The sequence below is a fragment of the Subtercola boreus genome, from assembly GCF_006716115.1.
Classification (GTDB): domain Bacteria; phylum Actinomycetota; class Actinomycetes; order Actinomycetales; family Microbacteriaceae; genus Subtercola; species Subtercola boreus.
In genome coordinates, this window is record NZ_VFOO01000001.1 from 2,922,990 (window position 1) to 2,941,946 (window position 18,957).

General features: G+C 60.9%; 20 protein-coding genes and 1 tRNA gene. 8 read left to right on the forward strand and 13 right to left on the reverse strand.

From position 1 onward, the window contains the following. Positions 1-88 precede the first annotated feature (88 nt). Entirely contained in the window at positions 89-2,191 is a 2,103-nt protein-coding gene (locus tag FB464_RS13645; protein WP_116413365.1) for a KAP family P-loop NTPase fold protein, read from the forward strand. 14 nt (positions 2,192-2,205) lie between these two features. Here the strand turns inward: FB464_RS13645 and FB464_RS13650 are convergent, their stop codons facing one another. Continuing rightward, entirely contained in the window at positions 2,206-2,772 is a 567-nt protein-coding gene (locus FB464_RS13650) for a recombinase family protein (RefSeq protein ID WP_116413364.1), read from the reverse strand. A 179-nt stretch (positions 2,773-2,951) separates the two neighbouring features. Between FB464_RS13650 and FB464_RS13655 the strand changes: the two genes are divergently transcribed. Next, positions 2,952-3,896 (forward strand): DUF2971 domain-containing protein, encoded by a 945-nt coding sequence (locus tag FB464_RS13655; RefSeq protein WP_142206706.1) that lies wholly within the window; start codon positions 2,952-2,954, stop codon positions 3,894-3,896. A gap of 9 nt (positions 3,897-3,905) precedes the next feature. Here the strand turns inward: FB464_RS13655 and FB464_RS13660 are convergent, their stop codons facing one another. The 5 genes from FB464_RS13660 to FB464_RS20600 all read right to left on the reverse strand — a co-directional run bounded on the left by FB464_RS13660 (position 3,906) and on the right by FB464_RS20600 (position 6,964). After that, positions 3,906-4,553, reverse strand: a complete 648-nt coding sequence (locus tag FB464_RS13660) for a hypothetical protein (protein WP_142206707.1) — start codon at positions 4,551-4,553, stop codon at positions 3,906-3,908. Beyond that, complete coding sequence (locus tag FB464_RS13665) at positions 4,546-5,379, reverse strand: PIN domain-containing protein (RefSeq protein ID WP_116413361.1); 834 nt, start codon at positions 5,377-5,379, stop codon at positions 4,546-4,548. Before FB464_RS13665 ends, FB464_RS13660 begins: the two co-directional genes overlap by 8 nt. A 203-nt stretch (positions 5,380-5,582) precedes the next feature. Beyond that, positions 5,583-5,999 carry a hypothetical protein gene (locus FB464_RS13670; RefSeq protein WP_116413360.1) on the reverse strand — a complete coding sequence of 139 codons (417 nt, stop codon included), beginning with the start codon at positions 5,997-5,999 and terminating at the stop codon, positions 5,583-5,585. Positions 6,000-6,030: 31 nt separating this feature from the next. Beyond that, the gene (locus FB464_RS13675) at positions 6,031-6,555 is read right to left on the reverse strand and encodes a hypothetical protein (protein WP_142206708.1); all 525 of its coding nucleotides are present in this window, start codon (positions 6,553-6,555) and stop codon (positions 6,031-6,033) included. A 163-nt stretch (positions 6,556-6,718) separates the two neighbouring features. Next, positions 6,719-6,964 (reverse strand): helix-turn-helix transcriptional regulator, encoded by a 246-nt coding sequence (locus FB464_RS20600; RefSeq protein WP_116413359.1) that lies wholly within the window; start codon positions 6,962-6,964, stop codon positions 6,719-6,721. A gap of 129 nt (positions 6,965-7,093) precedes the next feature. Between FB464_RS20600 and FB464_RS13685 the strand changes: the two genes are divergently transcribed. Then, positions 7,094-7,465, forward strand: coding sequence for a hypothetical protein (locus FB464_RS13685; RefSeq protein ID WP_142206709.1), 372 nt, complete (start codon positions 7,094-7,096; stop codon positions 7,463-7,465). Positions 7,466-8,016: 551 nt separating this feature from the next. Here FB464_RS13685 and FB464_RS13690 read toward each other — a convergent pair. From FB464_RS13690 to ald, 5 genes are all read right to left on the reverse strand, one after another. Then, the gene (locus FB464_RS13690) at positions 8,017-8,559 is read right to left on the reverse strand and encodes a hypothetical protein (protein ID WP_142206710.1); all 543 of its coding nucleotides are present in this window, start codon (positions 8,557-8,559) and stop codon (positions 8,017-8,019) included. A 531-nt stretch (positions 8,560-9,090) separates the two neighbouring features. Further along, on the reverse strand, positions 9,091-10,266 hold the full coding sequence (locus tag FB464_RS13695) for a tyrosine-type recombinase/integrase (RefSeq protein ID WP_116413357.1): 1,176 nt from the start codon (positions 10,264-10,266) through the stop codon (positions 9,091-9,093). Continuing rightward, a complete protein-coding gene (locus FB464_RS20515; protein ID WP_342780859.1) occupies positions 10,263-10,673 on the reverse strand; it encodes an excisionase family DNA-binding protein in 411 nt (136 codons plus the stop codon). Before FB464_RS20515 ends, FB464_RS13695 begins: the two co-directional genes overlap by 4 nt. Positions 10,674-10,795: 122 nt before the next feature. Then, a tRNA-Arg gene (locus FB464_RS13705) sits at positions 10,796-10,869 on the reverse strand. Between the two features lie 107 nt (positions 10,870-10,976). Beyond that, entirely contained in the window at positions 10,977-12,092 is a 1,116-nt protein-coding gene (gene ald / locus FB464_RS13710) for an alanine dehydrogenase (protein ID WP_116413355.1), read from the reverse strand. A 136-nt stretch (positions 12,093-12,228) separates the two neighbouring features. Here ald and FB464_RS13715 point away from each other — a divergent pair, with 136 nt between their 5' ends. The 4 genes from FB464_RS13715 (at position 12,229) to FB464_RS13730 (ending at position 15,536) form a co-directional block, all read left to right on the forward strand. Then, a complete protein-coding gene (locus FB464_RS13715) occupies positions 12,229-12,699 on the forward strand; it encodes an Lrp/AsnC family transcriptional regulator (RefSeq protein WP_116413354.1) in 471 nt (156 codons plus the stop codon). A 140-nt stretch (positions 12,700-12,839) separates the two neighbouring features. Beyond that, a complete protein-coding gene (locus tag FB464_RS13720) occupies positions 12,840-13,610 on the forward strand; it encodes a VOC family protein (RefSeq protein ID WP_170151829.1) in 771 nt (256 codons plus the stop codon). Between the two features lie 47 nt (positions 13,611-13,657). Continuing rightward, complete coding sequence (locus tag FB464_RS13725; RefSeq protein WP_116413352.1) at positions 13,658-14,311, forward strand: FMN-dependent NADH-azoreductase; 654 nt, start codon at positions 13,658-13,660, stop codon at positions 14,309-14,311. Positions 14,312-14,519: 208 nt separating this feature from the next. Further along, positions 14,520-15,536 (forward strand): NAD-dependent epimerase/dehydratase family protein, encoded by a 1,017-nt coding sequence (locus FB464_RS13730; protein ID WP_116413351.1) that lies wholly within the window; start codon positions 14,520-14,522, stop codon positions 15,534-15,536. A 46-nt stretch (positions 15,537-15,582) separates the two neighbouring features. Here the strand turns inward: FB464_RS13730 and FB464_RS13735 are convergent, their stop codons facing one another. Then, complete coding sequence (locus tag FB464_RS13735) at positions 15,583-15,831, reverse strand: hypothetical protein (protein ID WP_116413350.1); 249 nt, start codon at positions 15,829-15,831, stop codon at positions 15,583-15,585. An 82-nt stretch (positions 15,832-15,913) separates the two neighbouring features. Between FB464_RS13735 and FB464_RS13740 the strand changes: the two genes are divergently transcribed. After that, complete coding sequence (locus FB464_RS13740; protein ID WP_116413349.1) at positions 15,914-16,750, forward strand: phosphatase PAP2 family protein; 837 nt, start codon at positions 15,914-15,916, stop codon at positions 16,748-16,750. Between the two features lie 261 nt (positions 16,751-17,011). Here the strand turns inward: FB464_RS13740 and FB464_RS13745 are convergent, their stop codons facing one another. After that, positions 17,012-18,841 (reverse strand): HNH endonuclease signature motif containing protein, encoded by a 1,830-nt coding sequence (locus FB464_RS13745; RefSeq protein WP_116413348.1) that lies wholly within the window; start codon positions 18,839-18,841, stop codon positions 17,012-17,014. Positions 18,842-18,957: the final 116 nt, after the last annotated feature.

Here is an 18,957-nt window from a genome sequence, read left to right on the forward strand (position 1 = left end):
CAAGATCGTCACGCACGAGCAGATTTCTCTTCCTTCGACGAGAGTATGAAGACCGTCACCGCACCTTCGGCGGTTAGTAGGGTGAGCTATGACAAGTGCTGCGCCTGACCGACTCGGTAGAACTCAACTTGGCGAGATCATCGCTGGGTCGCTCCAATCCCGGATCACATATTCGTCCGAATCGACCGTCACGGCCATAGTCGGAGAATGGGGTTCTGGCAAGAGTTGGCTGCTCCGGGAGATTGTCGCCTCAATCCAGGCGGCCGAATCATCCGATTTACTCATTCCAATCAGCGTCCGCAACTTCAATCCATGGCTGTACGCGGACGAAGACTCCCTCTTTGCGGGATTCGCGCAGCTTCTGCTCGGAGAAATTAGCAGCAGGCGAATCAGGATGAAGGTAGCGAAGGCGCTCCAATTAATTGGACCGTCTCTTAAATTCGGGCAGATAGACCTGTCCGATGCCACGATCAATTTAGCGAGCGCCGTTGGGTATGCCTCCGACCCCAAGTCGATACAGGGAAGCGTCAGAAAATCCCTCACGAAGTCGGGCAAGCAAATCCTCGTCGTGCTCGATGATCTGGATCGACTAACGCCGAACGAACTGTTAATGGTGTTCAAACTAGTGCGGCTGCTTGGCGATATTGGCGGAATTCACTACTTACTGGTCTACGACGAATCGACGCTATTGCAATTGCTGGCTGCTACTCCGATTGCAGCCAAGAATGTTGGTCGCGCTCGAAACTACCTTGAGAAGATCGTCAGTCAGAAGTTCAGTGTGCCACCCATGCTCCCTAGCCAAGTCAGCGAACTCGGTATAGAACGAATATTCCGCCAAGCTGCGGAACTTGATATTCCGATACCGCAAGACTCGGCATCTCGATTCGAGTGGATTTTTGATCAGATGATGCGCGGACTGCTGTCGAACCCGCGCATGCTCGATCAGTACGCCTCGGAAGTACTCACGCTTCCAACTGATCTCTTCCGCGAGGTCGATTTCTGCGACTGGTGCGTAACGACGTTTCTCCGAACTTCATTCCCCGATGTTTGGAAACTGATCATTCAGTACAGAGGAGCGCTCACCGGCAACGTCGATCAGATCATCGGTGGAGACAAAGATGCGCTGCCCGACTTCACTCGTCAGCTTGTCAAGCTGCTCTCGACTCGAAGTCAACTCGTCGGAGTCACAGACATGATCGTTGCCCTGTTCCCCATGGCGGGACTCGAACACAGATCAGTGCCTGCCGGTAGCCGAGCACCTGCCGCTCTAGCCGCCAACATGTGTGTCGGGGATGCTCGCTTTTTTGAGCGTTACCTGTGGCTGTCGCTACCACCTGGCGAGATATCTAACGAAGCGATCCGAAGTGCGCTGAAAGGAATCAGCAAATCCACGCCGAGCGACCAAGACTATGCGCGATTCGGAGAAATACTTGAAGCGTCCCCGCTCGATGTGATCGATAGAGTGAGCCATCTTGTGCCTGCCGACGGCATTAGCATTCCCTTACTCGTGGGATACCTAGAAAGATACCCTCCATTCAATGCGCTCAATACAACCTACGGTGGCTCTGACCGCTCGATAGGTATCTACAGGATCATGACGATCTTAGAATCGGCATCGGCGACTGATCTTGCGGCAATCAAGGCTCGGGCAATGACACTCGGGCTTGCCGACGGCGACCTGTGGCTTGAGATTTCGAGAAGAATGCAACCTCTCAGATACCCGAATCTCGCCGAAGCGCTCGGTGACATTCAGTCACGAATTCTCGATCTACTGGAAGTCGCGTTCGCTGAGCTACCCACGCCCGGCGAATTGACCGAGTCGCAGTCCATCGGTTTCTATTTCTATAGAAACGCTCGGAGAGACGATTTTTATCGGTTAGGAAAAGAGGCCGTTCTCGCAAGAAGGTGGCGGGCCGATGACACCATTGGTCTAGCGCTCAGCGTATGGACTGGCGAACGAGGATCGAGCATCGATAGCTTGAACGCTGATGTGATCGAGGCTGTTTTCGGACTCGAGTTCCTACGCGAGTGCGAGGAAATACTTAGGTCCGAGGAAGAGGATTTAGTCGGCCAGTCACTGCCTGACAATTGGAGCTTCGACGGTGTACCACCAACACTCGCTAATACCCGACTAATTGCACACGCAGCAGTGAGTTACATTCTCGCCAATGCCCCAGTCGAAGCAGACTGAGCCAAGCGACGCGGTCACCTCACCCGGGCCGGGCCAAGATGCCGGTAAATCGTTGCCACACCAACTCCAATAATTTGGGCAATTTCAGCCTTCGTGTGGTCGCCTGAATCGTAAAGCTTCTGTGCCAGCTTGAGCTTCTTTTCGTCCATTGCCAGCGGCCTACCCCCGGTTCGTCCTGACTCTCTGGCAACAGCTAAGCCCGCCTTGGTTCGCTCAATCAACGTGTCACGCTCAAGCTGGGCAAATGCGGCGATGACTGTGATCATGGCCCGGCCCATTGCGCCAGACGTATCAATTCCTTCCGTGAGGCTTCGGAAGTTGATCTCACGCTCGGCAAGATCATCAAGTAACGCCAGCGTATGCCGCGTGTTTCTACCGAGCCTGTCCAGCTTCCACACGAGCAGGGTATCCCCCGCCCTTAGGTAGTCGAGACACTTATCCAGTTCGGGCCGAGAGGCAAGCGTGCCCGAGACACCGTGATCCGTGAAGAACTTTTCAGCCCCACCTATCTTGAGAGCGTCCAGTTGCAATTGAGGATTCTGGTCAGCGGTGCTAACGCGGCTGTAGGCGATGATGGTCATGACACAGTTTTATCATAACTTGACTATCAATTGCTAGGGTTTCGGATACGAGTTTTGAGAAAAATATCGCCTGAATTTAAGGGGCGAGCACGCCTACGTTTGGACTATCACTAGAGAATCGTTTTTGAAAAACCCGTCGCGCGGTACCGTACTGGATTGATATGGCTAACATCGTGATCATGGCCGATGAAGAGATCGACGCTCCAAGGCTGGTTTGGCACTACACCTCCACCGAAGGCTTGCTGGGCATTGTCCAACGCCACGTTCTCTGGGCAACATCGGCAGCGTTTATGAACGATGCCGAAGAGCTGAAAGCTGGCGCGACGGCATTTCGGGCATATTTTGAGGAAAGAAAGCCTGATCTGTCCGCAAAGGTAGTGTCCGAAATCACGAAGAGTGGACACTTGTCACCGGGCAGCGTCTTCGATACTTACTTGCTCTCAGCGTCTCGGCTTCGAGATAGCCTCACGATGTGGCGAAACTACGGTGGAAGCGGGGTTGCGTTCGCAGTTGGGATCGATAGAACTGCGAAATTGGCCATCCTCGAGCAGAGGCGAGGAGAGTCCCATCCCAGCCCGCCACCCGACTACGATCCTCCCGACTGGATTGAGTTGGAAAATGGGCGCAGGGTGAACGCAGCGTACGATCCAGACACAATTTTCTCTTTCGGGGCCGAGTGGCAGCGAGTCGTGTACATCGCAGAGGGGACTCCCAAGAAGATTCGGAAGGCACTCGACAGGCTAGTTTCACGCATTGAGAGCCGCGAGGAGGGCCAAATCACCATCTGGCTTGGCGGAAGTTCATTTCACCACTTCAAAAACGCCGGGTTTCGCGACGAGAGGGAGGTAAGGCTCCTATTCGACATCAACCCTTCGTGGAAGTTCGTATTGCACAGGCCGAGCCGGTTTGGACCGGTTCCCTACGTAGAAATCACATCGCCCGAGGCATCTTCTGATGAAAGTCGCGAGCACTGGGCCAAGAAAGCAAGCGTTCTGCCCATTCATGAGATCGTCGTTGGCCCGACACTCTTTGCGGAAGACGCGAAGCGATCTCTAAGAATGTTGCTTGACCACACGGGCTATGGGCATGTCAAGGTCAGTTCCAGTAAGACTCCATATCGGTAGTGGCGATACCTACTCGCCCTCCGAAATAGCGAGGTCGATTAGGCGCAGAAATTCCGGTATCACGTCGCTGTCGAGAGTGAAAGTTACTGGAATAGACAGCTCGATGTCGGACATGTCACCGCCCGATCTCCGCGCAATCGCTGCTTCTATTGCCGAGGAGAAGTCATCAACGAACTCTCTGCAAGCTTGTATGGGCTGATCAACGGTGCGGACCAACATCTCTCTCGCCTGCCCTGTCCGATCCGCCACTTGAAATGCCCGCAAATCATCCGCCCAGTCCAAGATCTGCGAATAAGTTGACGCGAATCGATTGGCTATATGGTCCATGAGAACCGGGTCACCCGGTTCCCCCGGCTTTCCAAACCCCTCTTGCTGAGCCTCTTCACTGATGACCATCGGTAGCCGCGAAGCGATGCCCTCGATTCGTTTCATCTGATAAATAGCTTGAGCCTTGAATTCGCTGGCGGTGTATTGATTGATGAAATTCATGCTGTATCCGAAATGGTAGTCACGCCACTTCGCCTCGTGCTTTTGCATCTCGATCCTTAGCGCGCAAGCAAAATATAGGTGCTCCCATAGTGGAGGTTTCGAAGCCAGAACCTCACGACGACCACTCTCATCTCGTGGAACCCGAAGCATGAAGTTCTCGTCAGTCATCGGCCCGCTGCCTTGCTTTCTCGGCCATGAACGGTAGGGGAAGTAACGAGGATTCGATACCAACCCCTCGGGTTCGGATACGCATTCCCCGATCCTGTGAGACAACGGTGAAACGACCCTCGCATGCAGAAGCGAAATAGACCGACTGCCGCACGATCTCATCGTCCATACGATTCCACCGTTGATGGCCGATTGGTTCGTCAATAAATTGGATCGTGACGTTCCGCCTCACCCCATGCGGACCAAATGGAGACATGTCCGACAGATATGGGTCGAAGGCCCTGATTACAGTGCGTGCCTTCTTATCGAATTCCTTGTCTCGGTCTTTCATGTTGTCGAGTTCATCGAGCACTACCAATGGAATAAGGAGCTTCACCTTTTTCGAAGGGACGATTGTAGGCCAATCAAGTTCATTGAACATTCGTCCGTGAAGGAGCACATTTGTGTCGAGAACTAAAGCGTGTTCGTCTCTATCGAGGCTGAGGATCTCGGAGTAGTGATCAAGTTGCGACATGATTTGTGAAAGTCGATTGAGTTGAAAATAGACTTCGCTTTCGATGAGGGGGATGGGCCGTTGAGTTTGAGTACTGATCTCTCTAATCCGCCAGTACCTTTCAGTCTGAAACCCTTGAGTCACTGAAGGATCTGAGAACAGCGTTCTCGTGCGTTGGTCAGCTGCTTCGATGAAGAGTAGATATAGCGATGCTGCGATTTCAGCATCCACACTCAAACTCGTCAGTCTCGCATTCAGCTCCATAAGCACCCCGCCGATCTGCTCCCTCGCACGATCAAGCGCCACACCTTTGTTGAGAAAGTTCCAAGCCATAACCGAATCCTGCCCGTCAGAACGCGTGCGAGCCAAAAGTACTCACCATTTCGAGAATATGGCTCAGGGTTCGTGTGGGAGTGGCACCGGGTTATCGGAGATGAAAGAAGTGGCTATGCAAACAGGGATCACCCCGAAGCGCCAGCAACAGGGTGATCCGTTCTTACAACCGACGCGCCCGCCCCAACGCGTCAGCAGTAAGTCTATGAACGCGAATCGAACGAGATAGAGCTACCGGTACGGATTGGCGCGCCAAACTCTTTACGCACTTTCGCGAGCGCCGCCTCACGCTCAGACTCCGTAGGGATCAACCACGCTTGATCCCTTCTGCGCTGACGCTCGGCCTCGAATTCAAGCGAGCCGGAGAGGAGCACTGGTAGATCAGACGGGAACGGGCCTAGTCCAATTCTGGGATCGTCCCCCGTCGCGACAGCAGCAAGCCATGTCTCGCCGTTCCGATCCCGAGACGCATCGATCATGGCTTCCGTCACCGTTAGGGTGTCGCCGCGACGACCGATGTACGAGGGGTAGAAGTCGCCTATGGACAGCGTCACTCCTGTCGCGAGAATGTGAATCTGGTCACCCGGCTTGATGCTGGTGGCCTTGGTTGCTGCGGTCATGCTGCGCCCCTTTCCTCGGGCTTTTGTGTCGTCAGTGGACGAGAGCGTTGAGGTTCTCGATGAATCCCAGATCGCTGAACTGGTGCTTTTCCATCTCGGCGATGAGATCTGTTCCTGCTTCGTGGCGGGAGACGAATGATGCGACTGCTCGAACGACAGTGTTGGAATCGGCGATTAGCTCGACGATTGCGGCATCATCGATTCCCATTTGCGAGAGCAAAGCAAGAACGATTTTGGCTTCTGAGTCGGCTGCCCGGATTTCGACAGAAGTGGTGCCGGTCTGTCGTGCGATGAGACGTGTCTCTCTCGCATTGTCAGCGAGGTCTACCAGTCGGGTCAGGAGGGACGGTGGCGCGGCGGAAGTGAAGAGCGCACCCGCTCGAAGTTGTTTCGACAAATGGGCGTTCGCGTGTCGTGACAACGCCGACACCGATACGTCATACATCGATGAGATCGACACGAGCGAGTCTCCCTGTGAAAGAAGATTGTCGATTGCTCGATTATCCCGAGAGGTGCAAATGCTGCACTTTCGCCCGAGCTTGGTTTCTTGAATCATGGCGACCTCCGCCCCGAAGATGCTGACCTCGAAATCAGCGTTGCCGAGATATTCGGCGCACCGGTATCGCCGATGGTCGCGTTACGGGAATGCTAAAACTTCTCGTTTCATCCCGTAATACTATTGTACCAGAGTTTGTACCAAGATGTGCTGAGTTTGCGATTTAGCGTCGGTGAATTAGTTCGCGAACCAGGTCACCCAGATCGATATTCAGGGCATTCGCGAGGTGGTACCAAGTCTCAAGCGACCCTCGGGAGTCACCAACCTCTATCTCGATCAAGGTACGACGACTCACCCCGCTCAACTCCGACAAGGCTTCGTACGTCAGGTGCGCGTCATGACGCAACCGACTGAGCTTCAAACGCAGTGCCTCGAAGTCTGGCTCGGGTCGATCCGTCTCTACTGGCACGGATCAAGTTCAGGTCCGCCAAGTCGATTTTACAGTGCGGACTTCCGCACAATATGGTGAGGGAATCCGCACCATAGCAAAGGACGCACAATGAGGCGCACTGCCGCACCCCTACTCTCGCTTCTCGTCTTGAGCACTGCCCTCGCCGGGTGTAGCTCGACTTCCACCACAACGCCCGTCGCTGTCGCGCCAACGTCAACTTCGGCACCCATTGCACCCGCCGATACACGGCCTGCTGAAAATAGCAACGGCAATCTCCCCAAAGCCATCGGAGAGGACGGTGCTGTCGTGTTCGACGGTACTGAGAAGAACGCAATCACCTTCAAAGTCACCAACATAGAAGTCAACCCTGATTGCACGGGCGACGGATCATTTAAGGTTCCTTCAAAGAACGGCGAGTTTGTCGCCATGACGGTAGAGATCACGACCGATCCCGAATACTTAAAAATCATGTCCGCCGGTGAACCGCTTCGTTTCTTTTGGCAGGACTGGGAGGGCTAGACCGCTGACGGGGCGGTGACCGAGAACGGGCCGAATGGGCTGACCTGCTTCGCTCAGGACGAGGCGCTTCCGGTCGAGATTCCCGCCGGTTCCACGACGACCGGAAAGTTTGTTCTCGATGTTGCCCCCTCTACGAGGTCTGTTTCGTGGGTTCCGTCGTACGTTCAGGGCGTAGGAAACTCTGGCTGGGAATGGACGATTCCCCAGTAGTCCAGTGCTGCAAAGTCAAGATATTAGCGAGACCGTAGGAGGCGTTCAGAGGCGACAGAAATATTGGACAAGCGCATACTAGCAATCGTGCTGAAATTAACTCAGCGCGGCTTTGGTGCGCTACGAGAGGGGTTTCCGTGGAGTGCGTGGTCAGCGGTTGCAAGCGAACTGCCGAGCACAAGTTCAATGTGTCGTTCAATCCTCTTGTGGTGACCTACTCGGCGTGCGCTCAGCACTACCCCCCGCTATCGAGAGGCGAGTGCTTTGCTCAGTCCGCAGATCTGACCAGAGGCATGACGGGAGTAGCACCCGCGCCCCCGTCGTCAGACCATTGAGGTTCGTCAGCGGAATCTCACGGTCGAGGGTAGCTTCTCGTCGAGATTGGTAGAGAAGCGAAATCGCTGCTTGCGAAACGTCGCTTCCTCGAATTCGGCCCAGAGCGGAGATGCGTAGATCGCTTCGGGCGTTCCCGACGTTGCTGCATCGAATATGTCACCAGCACAGTGCACACCATCCTTCTTCGATCTGAACTTGGGGCTGTCTTTAAGAAGATATGCGGTCGCCCGACGAGCGGTCGCAGGATCTATCAGTTCTACCGACTGCGCGAATGTACTCGCAACGGCCCCAACCGATGTTGCTGAACCCACCCACTTTTCCGAGAGGGCTTTAGCAACTGGCTGCACAGAGTTCTTATCGAAGTCATTTCTAGAAAAGAAGTAGACGTGAAGATGCGGGTGCCATCCCCGGTCTTCGGAGTATGTTGTTTCGACGAGCCAGCCCTGACCTAGAATGCCGAATCGGTCACGAATCGACTCCCATCCCTTCCCCGTGGTCATTCTGCTCATCGTGTTCTTGAGATCGCGAAGCGACTCGGCCAAGGGCATAAAGCTTTCATGAAACAACGTGAAGGTAGCAAAAAGCGTGGAGGGTGCCCGTTGTATATATTTCTCTGCGTTGTGTCGGAAACCTCGGAGTGAGATATCAGTACAGGTTGGGCATGCCCAAGAGTTGCCACACCGCGCCCGATGGACTTCGCCTGCGGCGTTGATTATCCGTTTGCCTGATCGGCAAAGTTGGATGCCCCTACGGCTTGAGACGATAGCTGCATCATGTTGAAGTACCCCCTTAGATTTCTTCGGTCTGTTCTGATAGGGGTGAAGAGAAGATACGTCTATTGATATATCTAGCTGGGAAACGGACGCAGGGGCGGTGAGATCGATCGAGGGCACGGGCAGATACCTTTGGGAAGCCGGAAGTGGGGCAGCGGCAGAACCACTGAGCTTCCTGACTTCATCCGAACGGGCCTATGCAATGTTCGGAGATTGGTACCCGCCCGTCGCAAATGGGCGCACTCCTATTTTACCAGCCAGCGGGAGCGAATGTGCCGAGTTTGAACCTCACCTTCGCGTGCATGATCACCATGCCGCGCTCAGAGCGCTTGTCGCGCCATCGGCAAGCGACGTGGCGTGCTTTGCATACACGTCCATCGTCACGGCGATGGAACTATGCCCGAAAGCCTTACTGACGTGTTCTATGCGCGCACCTCCTTCGAGCATTATTCGTGCCGCTGTATGCCGCAGATCGTGAAAACGAATTTCACGGAGACCTGCCTGTCTCTCGACCCGCTTGATCTGCTTTCCAACCGTACTGGGGTAGAGCGGCCCACCATAGGAGTTGGTGAACACAAGGTCAGTCTCGTCCCAGTGCTCGCCTGCTTCCATCCTCTGGATAGCCTGCCGGTGTTGCTGACGACGAAGGGTCTCGACAACGAAGTCTGACAGTTGCAACCTTCGCAGGCTGCTCTCCGTCTTCGGCGAAGTCAGTTGTAGGCTCACCCCGCTGGTACCGTTCGCCTTCTCGATCCTCTTCTCGGAGAGCGAGGCTTCAACACGCAGAGAGCCTGATCTCAGGTCAATTGCGCTCCACCGAAGCCCGAGAGTCTCGCCCCTGCGTAGCCCCAAATGAACGGCGAGTATTAGCACGCCCTCAAGATAGGAATCGATCCCGGCTGCGGCGACAAGTTGACGAGCTTCTGGAAGCGTATACGGCTCTTTCACCTGCGTGACCTCACCCTCCCTTTTGCCTACCGTTCGTGACCTTGCGACAGGATTAGACTGCACTGTCCCCTCGGCGAGCGCGTGTCTGAATATCGCGCCGAGCACTTGACGAGCCGCTTTCACAGTGCTCGTACTAAGGTTTCGCAGGCGTAAGACTGACACCCATTCGTTCACGTCTTGAGGCTTTACTTCAGACGCTAGTTTCTCCCCAAAGGTCGCCTCAATGTGGGAGCGCCAGTGGTACGTATAGCTCTGCTTTGTACTATCTCGGATTGAGTCCTTTAGACCATATTCAAGCCATGATGCAGCGAGCGCACCGACAGTCGCAGGCTGTTCAGCCTTAGCCTTCATAGAATCACGATCCGCGCAAAGCTGGCGAAGGATTGTCTTTGCTTCCCTTTCACTACGGCATACTCGGCGCTTGCGATCCCGCTTCCCTTCGGCAGTCATTCCCATGTCAACCGCTGCAATCCACTTGCCTCGACCGTCCTTGAAGACCGTGCCGTTGCCCTTTGATACGGTAACCGCGCTCATCGAGACACCTCCGCCCGCACCGAAGTGCGTCCCGGCGGTGACTGACTGATCAGATCTTCAATGGCATCGGTGGGGATTCGCACACTTGACCCGATGTAGATAGTGCGCAATCTCTCCGACTGGATGAGGCGATAGATTGTTGACCTCGACACCGAGAGACGGTAGCCCGCCTCTTCAATGGTCACTGCGTTTCGAACGTTGTACATATGTGTTGCTCCACTCTGTAGCAGGCATTCCCAGCGTGAAAGCACGTCAAAGTGCGCGAGGGGCGTGCGGACTATCCGCAGTCTGCCTGTGAAATAGGAGTCCGATGGCGAGTAGCCAGACTCAACAATCTCGTGAGGGTTACAAGGTATGTGACGGGTTTTTGCCGAAGCGAATCGACACGTCCCGTTTGACATTAACATTTGAATTTTTTGAACAAAAAAAGGCCAAGGTCTCGACTCGATGGCTATCCGCTTGGATATCCGTCGAGCCGAAACCTTGGCACTGGTTTCCGCACTTGCTTGCAATTGCAGGGTTGTAGCGGTGCGCCCGGAGGGATTCGAACCCCCGGCCTTCTGATCCGTAGTCAGACGCTCTATCCAGCTGAGCTACGGGCGCAAATCACACAAGAGATGACTCTACCACAGGCCGGGAGACGCAGTTGTCGCCGCAGAAGCGTGCTCACTGGGCGGAGCGCACTCGCGGCTACGGCCGCGGTGTCACGGTCAGGCCGCGAACGTCTCCGGCGCGGCGAACGGAAGGCCGAGCGCCGAGGCGACCAGCGCGTTCGTGACCTGCCCGTCGTGCACGTTGAGCCCGCGGGCGAGCGCAGCATCGTCGGCGATCGCGCGCTGCCAGCCCTTGTCGGCGAGCGTCAGCACGTAGGGCAGCGTCGCGTTCGTGAGGGCGGTCGTCGACGTCTCGGGAACGGCACCCGGCATGTTCGCCACGCAGTAGAAGACGCTGTTGTGCACCGGGAAGATGGGGTCGTCGTGGGTCGTCGGGTGCGAGCCCTCGAAGCAGCCACCCTGGTCGATCGCGATGTCGACGAGCACCGAACCGGGCTTCATCGCGGCGACCATCTCATCGGTGACGAGCTTCGGCGCGGCGGCACCCGGGATCAGTACGGAGCCCACCACGAGGTCGGCGTCCCGCACCTGCGCCGCGATCTCGTAGGCACTCGACGCGCGGGTCTGGATGCGCCCGCCGAACTGCACCTCGAGCTGGCGGAGGCGGGGCAGCGAGAGGTCGATCACGGTGACGTCCGCACCCATGCCGAGCGCGTTCGCTGCGGCGTGCTCCCCCGCGACTCCGCCGCCGATGACGACGACCTTCGCCTTGCGGGTGCCGGGCACACCGCCGAGCAGGATGCCGCGCCCGCCCGCCGCGCTCATCAGGTGGTAGCCGCCGACCTGCACCGAGAGCCGGCCCGCGACCTCGCTCATCGGCGAGAGCAGCGGGAGGCTGCGGTTCTCGAGCTGCACGGTCTCGTAGGCGATGGCTGTCGTGCCCGAGCGGAGCAGCGCGTCGGTGCACTCACGGCTGGCGGCGAGGTGCAGGTAGGTGAAGAGCACCTGCCCGCTCCGCAGCCGGTCGTACTCGCTGGCGATGGGCTCCTTGACCTTCAGCAGCAGATCGGCCTGCGCCCAGACCTCGTCGGCGGTGGCGAGGATGCTCGCCCCCGCGGCGACGTAGTCGTCATCGGTGATGCGCGAACCGAGGCCGGCGCCGGCCTGCACGACGACGTCATGACCGCGGCGGGCGAGCTCGTGCACACCGGCGGGCGTGATCGCCACGCGTTCCTCGTTGTTCTTGACCTCGCTCGGGATGCCCACGCGCATGTTCGTCTTCTCTCGCTCGCTCGCTGATACCTGTGTCCATTCTGCGAATCCCGCGTTTCAGACTCATTAATTCCGCAGAAACTGCTGCGGAATCATCCAGAGCCTCAGTATTCTTCTGGGAAGGAGGCTGAAGCCGATGGTTACGACGAACAATCCGCGGGCGTCCGGGCCGCTCGACGACGTCGACAGCCGGCTCGTCGAGCTCCTCAAGGCGAACGCACGGATGCCCAACAGTCGACTGGCGGAGCTGACCGGCATTGCGCAGTCGACCTGTATCGCGCGGGTGCGGTCGCTCGAGGAGCGCGGGGTGGTCACGGGCTACACCGCGCGCATCTCCGCCGCCGCCCTCGGCTTCACCCTGCAGGCGCTGATCAGCGTCAGCATCAAGTCGGGCGCCCGGCACAACCTGTCGTCGTTCAGCGACGAGATCCGCACCCGGCCGGAAGTGGTCGAGCTGTTCTTCCTCGGCGGTGCGGAGGATTTCGTGATCCACGTGGCGACCCGCGACAGCGACCACCTGCGGGAGTTCGTCGTCTCGAATCTCTCGGCGCACCCGGCCGTCGCCGCGACCCGCACCAGCATCGTGTTCGACCACATCGTCAACTGACGCCCTCATCTTCTCGTCCACAGGCAGTGGTTTGTGAACGCTGTCCACAATTTTGGCGTGATCGCTTGTCGCGCGCTCCCCGGCCGGAGTAGCTTTTCCCTCATCGACGAGCGGCGTCGATGAGACGAAAGGCGTGGACCATGTCAACAGTCGAGGGCTACGCGCAGGGAGTACCCTGCTGGATCGACCTCATCACCAGCGATGTCGACAGCGCACGAACGTTCTACGGTGAGCTGTTCGGTTGGTCGTACGGCTCCTACCCGATGCCCGGCGACGCGACCTACTACATGAGCACGATCGACGGCAGGAACGTCGCCGGCCTCATGCAGCTTGCGCCCGCGATGGAGGGCGACGCGCCGGCCTGGCAGACCTACCTCGCTGTTGACGACGCTGACGCGGCAGCCGGGCGGGTGACGGACGCCGGCGGCACCGTGCTGTTCCCCGTCGATGAGATCCCGGGGTCGGGCCGCATGACGATCGCCTTCGATCCGAGCGGAGCGAAGTTCGGGTTGTGGCAGACGACCGGTCACATCGGATCGGCTGTGGTCAACCAGCACGGCGCCCCGATCTGGCATGAGCTGCAGGCCGACGATCCGGCCCGGGCGGCCGACTTCTACAGTGCCGTCACCGGCGTGGAGGCGAAGACCTCCGACGTCGACGGCATCCCGTACATCGAGCTGCTCGTCGAGGGGAAGTCCTCTGCCGGCATCATGCCCAAGCAGGCAGCCGACCAGCCGAACGCGTGGCTGGTCTACTTCGGAGCGCACAGCCCCGACGAGACGGCCGCCAGGGCTGCAGAACTCGGCGGCCGGGTTCTACAACCGGCGTTCGACATCCCGGGCATCGGGCGCATGGCCGTGCTGGCCGATCCGCAGGGCGCAGTGTTCGCCGTGATGAGGGGTGAGGGCTGAGCTTCCGCGCCGCTCGTCTCAGCCACCCGGGCCGGTAACGTGGGCACATGGCCCATCTCCTGCACCTCGACTCGTCCGCCGATCCGGAACGCTCCCGCTCCCGGGCGATCGGCCGCACCTTCGACGAAGCCTGGCTGAAGGCCGACCCGGCGAACACCATCACGCACCGCGACCTGCACGCGAACCCGGTGCCGCACATCGCCGACGCTTCGCTGCACTGGCCGGCACGGCTCCGGCCGGAGGGATCCCACCCGCCCGCTGAAGCGGAGGCGTTGCAGGCGGAGCTCATCGAGGAACTGGTCGCCGCAGACGTGCTCGTGGTGGGCGCTCCGCTCTACAACTACTCCCTGCCGTCGACGCTCAAGGCCTGGATCGACCACATCCACGTTCCCGCGGTCACCGCCCCGTTCGACGTCGACACGCAGCCCATGAAGGGCCGGCCCGCGGTCATCCTCTCGAGCCGCGGAGCATCCTACGACGCGGGTTCGCCGACAGCCGACTGGGACCACGAGATCCCCGCCCTGAGCCTCATCCTCGGAACGGCCCTCGGCATGGAGATCACCGTCATCCAGACGAACCTGACGCTCGCCGACAGCGTCGCCGCGCTCGCCCCGCAGCTGGGCCGCAGCAACGCGGAACTCGCGGCGGCACACGAGGCTGCGGCGGAGACGGCCGCCCGGCTCGGCACCTCGGCCGCGTAGATGCGGGCTGGCGGCGTGGACCGGCGCGCCTCCACACCGGCGCCCCCTCCACACCGGCGCACCCTCCACACCGGCGCACCCCTCCACACAGGCGCTCCCCTCCACGCAGGCCCCCGCCACGCAAGCCCCCCGCCGCGATTGGCCGCCGAAGCCGGCAACTGCGACGATCGGATGAGCGGCTACCCGTGCCGCGAGGGTGAGGTGCAACATGCGGATCGTCGTCGTCGGAGCCACAGGAAACCTCGGCACAGCGACGCTCCGGCGAATGCAGGACGCGCCCGAGGTCACCGAGCTGGTCGGCATCGCCCGTCGGAGACCCGATGAGCACGCCGAACCGTACTCCGGGGCCGAATGGCAGACTATCGACATCGGCGCGCCCACGGCGGCGGCAGCCCTGACGACGGCGTTCGCCGGAGCCGACGCAGTCATCCACCTCGGCTGGGCGCTGCAGCCGAGCCACGACGAGCGGAGCATGTGGCGCACCAACGTCACGGGCACGGCGAATGTGCTGCACGCAGCATCCGGTGCAGGCGTCGGCCATGTGCTCGTCGCATCGTCGGTCGGCGCATACAGCCCCGGCCCGAAACACCGCCGGATAGACGAGACCTGGCCGACCGGCGGCATCCACACCTCGCACTATGCGCGCCACAAGGCCGTGAACGAGAGGGCGTTCGACCAGTTCGAGCAGGAACACCCCGACATCACACTCACCCGGTTCCGGCCGGGGCTCGTCTTCCAGGAGGGTGCCGGCCACGAGATCGCGGGGCTCTTCCTCGGCGGGCTGCCGATGGGCTGGCTGAAATATGTGCGGCCGCCGGTCATCCCACTGCCGGCCCAGATGGTGTTCCAGGCGATCCACGCCAGCGACGTCGGAGATGCGTTCTGGCGCGCGGTGGAACGGCGGGCCGGCGGTGCGTTCAACATCGCAGCCGAACCGGTGCTCGATCCGCAGCTCATCGCCCGGGTGATCGGTGCCCGCCGGGCCGTGCCGGTGCGGCTGCTGGCGGCGAAGTTCCTCGTCTGGCTGACCTGGCGGCTCCGCATCCAGCCGACGCCGCCGGGGTGGGTGGACATCGCGGCCACCGTTCCGATCATGTCCACTGAGCGGGCGCGCGACGTGCTCGGGTGGGAACCGCAGGTGTCGTCGACCGATGCCCTCGCCTCAATCGTGGCCGGCCTCGCGCACGACACCCGCACGCCGGGCTCCGGGCCGCTCGGGGGCTGAATGCGAGCATCCAGAATTCCCGGCCGGAGCGCCCGCGACCGTAACCTCAGCGCCCGCGTCGCTCCAGCCGGGCAGCCTTCCGCTGGGCGGACGACGCCTGCAGATTCGAGAGGATCACGAGCACCTCGGGCAGCGTGCCGAGCAGGAAGGCCGCGTACAGCGGAACCGACACGATCAGCAGGCCCCACGCCGCAACGAACACAGCAAGTGAGGTGCGACCTCCGGCCCGCACGACGATGGGTGGATCGGGGAATTCGCGGCGATCATCCTCGCCGAGATCCGTCACATCGCTCATGCGTTGCAGTATTGCACCCGAAACCGGCCACCGGCTGCGGATCACGGTGCCAGACTCTGTGCAGAAGAAAGGTCGCGCAGTCATGACACCCGACGACGAACTCCAGGGCCCACCGGGCGAACTCCGCGAGGACCGCCGCATCGGCGGCACCGACCTGACCCACTGGTATACCGCCCTCGGACGGCAGACCGCGCGCGTCGCCGAGGCCGTGAACCGTCGGCTCGGCCCGAACGCCACCCTCATCGTCATCCTCGTCATCGGACTGATCATCGCCATCGGTCTCAGCATCGCCGCCGTGGCGGTGTACGACGCCGTCACCGATTCCGACGGCGTCGCCGGGTTGGACCAGCCCCTGCTCGACTTCGCCATCACCCTGCGCTCCCCCTGGCTCGACACGATCGTGACGGGCTACACCGACATCGCCGGGCCGATCGGGATGCCCGTGATCGCCGTCGGCACCCTGCTGGTGCTCGGCATCCACCGCCGATCCTGGACCCCGGTCATCCTGATCGTGGCGGCCGGGAGCGGCTCGCTGCTGATGACCGTCGCCGGTAAAGACTTCATCGGCCGCGTACGCCCACCCCTCAGCGACGCCGTGCCGCCATATGAGTTCTCGCCCTCGTTCCCGAGCGGCCACACCCTCAACGCGGTGGTCGTGGCCGGGGTCATCGCGTACCTCCTGATCCTGCGGCAGGATCGCGTACGGAACAGGGTGCTGATCATCTCCGCCGCAGCGCTCTTCGCCCTGACCATCGGCCTCAGTCGCGTGTTCCTCGGACACCACTGGTTCACCGATGTGCTCGCCGGCTGGATTCTCGGTGCCGCGTGGCTCGCACTCGTGATCACTGCGCACCGGCTGTACCTGACCGTGCGCGCGGACCACGAGCGCCGAAGAGCGGCCGACGCCCCGGCTGCGTAGCAATCGACGCTTCGGCTGCGTAGCGGTGGTCGTCGCGGGGCTTCGCCGGGCGTGACGTGGGAGCTTGACTCGGCACCGCCGTGCCCTGCGGGCTCGCCGTCGGTGGGTGTGGTTCTGGATGCGCGTGGCCGGGTCGGTGGTGCGGACGGCAGGCGGCGCATGATCCGCAGCTGGTCGGCTGGTGTGGCTGGTGTGGCTGGGATTATGGGCATGGTTCTGCCCGGTGCCGTCCTACCAGGTGTCCTCCTGCCCTGTGTCCTCCTACCCCGTGTCGCTCTGGCGGTGTTCGAGCCACCATCCGGCCGGGGATGGGTCGCTCGATTGTGGCTCGCCGGATCGAGGGTCGCCGGGTCGGGGGTCGCCTGGTCGGGGGTCGCCTGGTCGGGGTGCGCCGCATTCGGGGTGGCCGAGTCGGGGGTCGTCACGTAGAGGCTCGCCGGGTGGAGGGTTGCTCGATTGTCGGGCGGCCGGTGGTGTCGGGGGTGGGGTCGGTGGTGGGCGGTGCCGGGCAGGGTTGTGCGGGCCGGGTGGGTGGTGGCCGGTCTTCTGTCGTGCCCGGTTCTGCTGGCAGGGCCTCGGGGTTTGGGTCCAGTCGAGCCACTCCGGTGGGATGAGGTGCGGGGTGCCGTTTCGGATGGTGAGTTTCCAGTGTGTTTTGTGCACGTTCGAATGGTGGAAGTGGCAGAGCAGCGCCCCGTTGTCGATGTCCGTGAGGCCGCCGGGGTTCGTGTCGGAGAGCCACCCGTCGACATGGTGACTTTCGCACCAGGACGGGGGTGCGTCGCAGCCCGGCCACACACACCCACCGTCCCGTGCCGCGAGGGCGCGGTTCTGGGCGGGGGTGAACAGGCGGCGGGTCTTCCCGTGCTGGAGGACCTGGCCGTGTTCCCCGAACAGGGTCGTGATCACATCCCCGTGACACAGCAGCGCCTCGACCGTTGAGTAGGGGACGGGGGCGGTGAGGCCGTCGATCCAGCCGATGCCGCGGCCGGTGACGACGTCGTCGAGGGTGGCGTGGAGGTTCACGGTCGGTGCGGCACCGTTCAGGCGCGGCATCTCCGGCCGTCCTGCCGCGGCCTGGAGGAGGTTCACGAGCGCGTCGACGCGCTTCTGACCCGTGGTGCGGGTATCCGCGGTCAGACCGTCGACCGGCGCGTCCGGGGCGCCGCCCGCGTCGTCGGCGGGATCGGTGGGGGAGGTGCTGGCCACGGTGCCGTCCGTTGCGGCGGCGCCATCCGCGCCATCCGCGCCTGCTACCGCGGCAGCCGCGTTTGCCTCGCCGAGTGCTGCCGGGTCGGGTTCGAACGCGACGATACGCGGGGACGTGTGCGGCTCCAATGCGGACGCGACGATCGCGGCCATCGACGGCGACAGCAGACCCCGGATCGAGGTCATGCCTGAGCGGTGCGCCTTCAGCTCGAGGTAGCGCTTCTCGTGCAGGTCCGCCTCGCGAGGCTCAGCACCGTCAGGGTCGAGGTGTTCCCGGCACCGGATAGCCAGATCATCCACCTGGTTCGCGGAATACCCGAAACTACCCGACGTCTGCTGAGCCAACGCCACGAGGTCACCCTCCGCTGCCGAGATCTCTTCGGTGAACCCGATCTTCGCGGCGGCCCCGGAGAGACGCCTCGTAATCGACGTCGCCGCATCCACCCCCAGCTCGCCCCGGGCCAGCGCCTCCGCAACCTGCGGGAAACGAGGTGGGTTCGGCAACCCCACCAACGACATGCTCGTGTGCACCTGCGAGGCGAGCTTCATCCTGCTCAAGATCGTCTCCGCCCGCGCACCGGTGATCGCCGCCAAAAACTTCGGAACCGACCGCACGTTGTGCGACCGGGCAAGACCCTCCGCCCCGAACTCCGCAGCAGAACGAGCCGCCACCTCCCCAGCCATCCGCACACGCAGGCCATCGACGATCCGGCCCAACGACTCCACCTGCACAGTCGCAGCCACCAGCTCGTCGTCGGCAAGCCCGCAGGGCGCGGCAGCCCCACCGCCCGACGCCAACAACGCGTCAAACCCCCGCCGGGCATCCAGAACCCACGACACCACCGACAAGAAGTCGGGTGCGGGAGCAGCTGGCTGGTTCATACCCGCAGTCAAACACCAACCACTGACATTGCCTCAACTACGGCAACAGCGTGCAATTCCGGCGCGAGCGGGCAGACTGTTCACGACCGAGACCTCACGTTCCGGCGAGTCCGAGC

What these genes read in the sequence shown, in the direction of transcription:
- FB464_RS13645 (WP_116413365.1), top strand. Translation starts at nt 89, where the DNA reads ATGACAAGTGCTGCGCCTGACCGACTCGGTAGAACTCAACTTGGCGAG.
- FB464_RS13650 (WP_116413364.1), bottom strand. Translation starts at nt 2,772, where the DNA reads ATGACCATCATCGCCTACAGCCGCGTTAGCACCGCTGACCAGAATCCT.
- FB464_RS13655 (WP_142206706.1), top strand. Translation starts at nt 2,952, where the DNA reads ATGGCCGATGAAGAGATCGACGCTCCAAGGCTGGTTTGGCACTACACC.
- FB464_RS13660 (WP_142206707.1), bottom strand. Translation starts at nt 4,553, where the DNA reads ATGACTGACGAGAACTTCATGCTTCGGGTTCCACGAGATGAGAGTGGT.
- FB464_RS13665 (WP_116413361.1), bottom strand. Translation starts at nt 5,379, where the DNA reads ATGGCTTGGAACTTTCTCAACAAAGGTGTGGCGCTTGATCGTGCGAGG.
- FB464_RS13670 (WP_116413360.1), bottom strand. Translation starts at nt 5,999, where the DNA reads ATGACCGCAGCAACCAAGGCCACCAGCATCAAGCCGGGTGACCAGATT.
- FB464_RS13675 (WP_142206708.1), bottom strand. Translation starts at nt 6,555, where the DNA reads ATGATTCAAGAAACCAAGCTCGGGCGAAAGTGCAGCATTTGCACCTCT.
- FB464_RS13690 (WP_142206710.1), bottom strand. Translation starts at nt 8,559, where the DNA reads ATGCCCTTGGCCGAGTCGCTTCGCGATCTCAAGAACACGATGAGCAGA.
- FB464_RS13695 (WP_116413357.1), bottom strand. Translation starts at nt 10,266, where the DNA reads ATGAGCGCGGTTACCGTATCAAAGGGCAACGGCACGGTCTTCAAGGAC.
- FB464_RS20515 (WP_342780859.1), bottom strand. Translation starts at nt 10,673, where the DNA reads ATGTTAATGTCAAACGGGACGTGTCGATTCGCTTCGGCAAAAACCCGT.
- ald (WP_116413355.1), bottom strand. Translation starts at nt 12,092, where the DNA reads ATGCGCGTGGGCATCCCGAGCGAGGTCAAGAACAACGAGGAACGCGTG.
- FB464_RS13715 (WP_116413354.1), top strand. Translation starts at nt 12,229, where the DNA reads ATGGTTACGACGAACAATCCGCGGGCGTCCGGGCCGCTCGACGACGTC.
- FB464_RS13720 (WP_170151829.1), top strand. Translation starts at nt 12,840, where the DNA reads ATGTCAACAGTCGAGGGCTACGCGCAGGGAGTACCCTGCTGGATCGAC.
- FB464_RS13725 (WP_116413352.1), top strand. Translation starts at nt 13,658, where the DNA reads ATGGCCCATCTCCTGCACCTCGACTCGTCCGCCGATCCGGAACGCTCC.
- FB464_RS13730 (WP_116413351.1), top strand. Translation starts at nt 14,520, where the DNA reads ATGCGGATCGTCGTCGTCGGAGCCACAGGAAACCTCGGCACAGCGACG.
- FB464_RS13735 (WP_116413350.1), bottom strand. Translation starts at nt 15,831, where the DNA reads ATGAGCGATGTGACGGATCTCGGCGAGGATGATCGCCGCGAATTCCCC.
- FB464_RS13740 (WP_116413349.1), top strand. Translation starts at nt 15,914, where the DNA reads ATGACACCCGACGACGAACTCCAGGGCCCACCGGGCGAACTCCGCGAG.
- FB464_RS13745 (WP_116413348.1), bottom strand. Translation starts at nt 18,841, where the DNA reads ATGAACCAGCCAGCTGCTCCCGCACCCGACTTCTTGTCGGTGGTGTCG.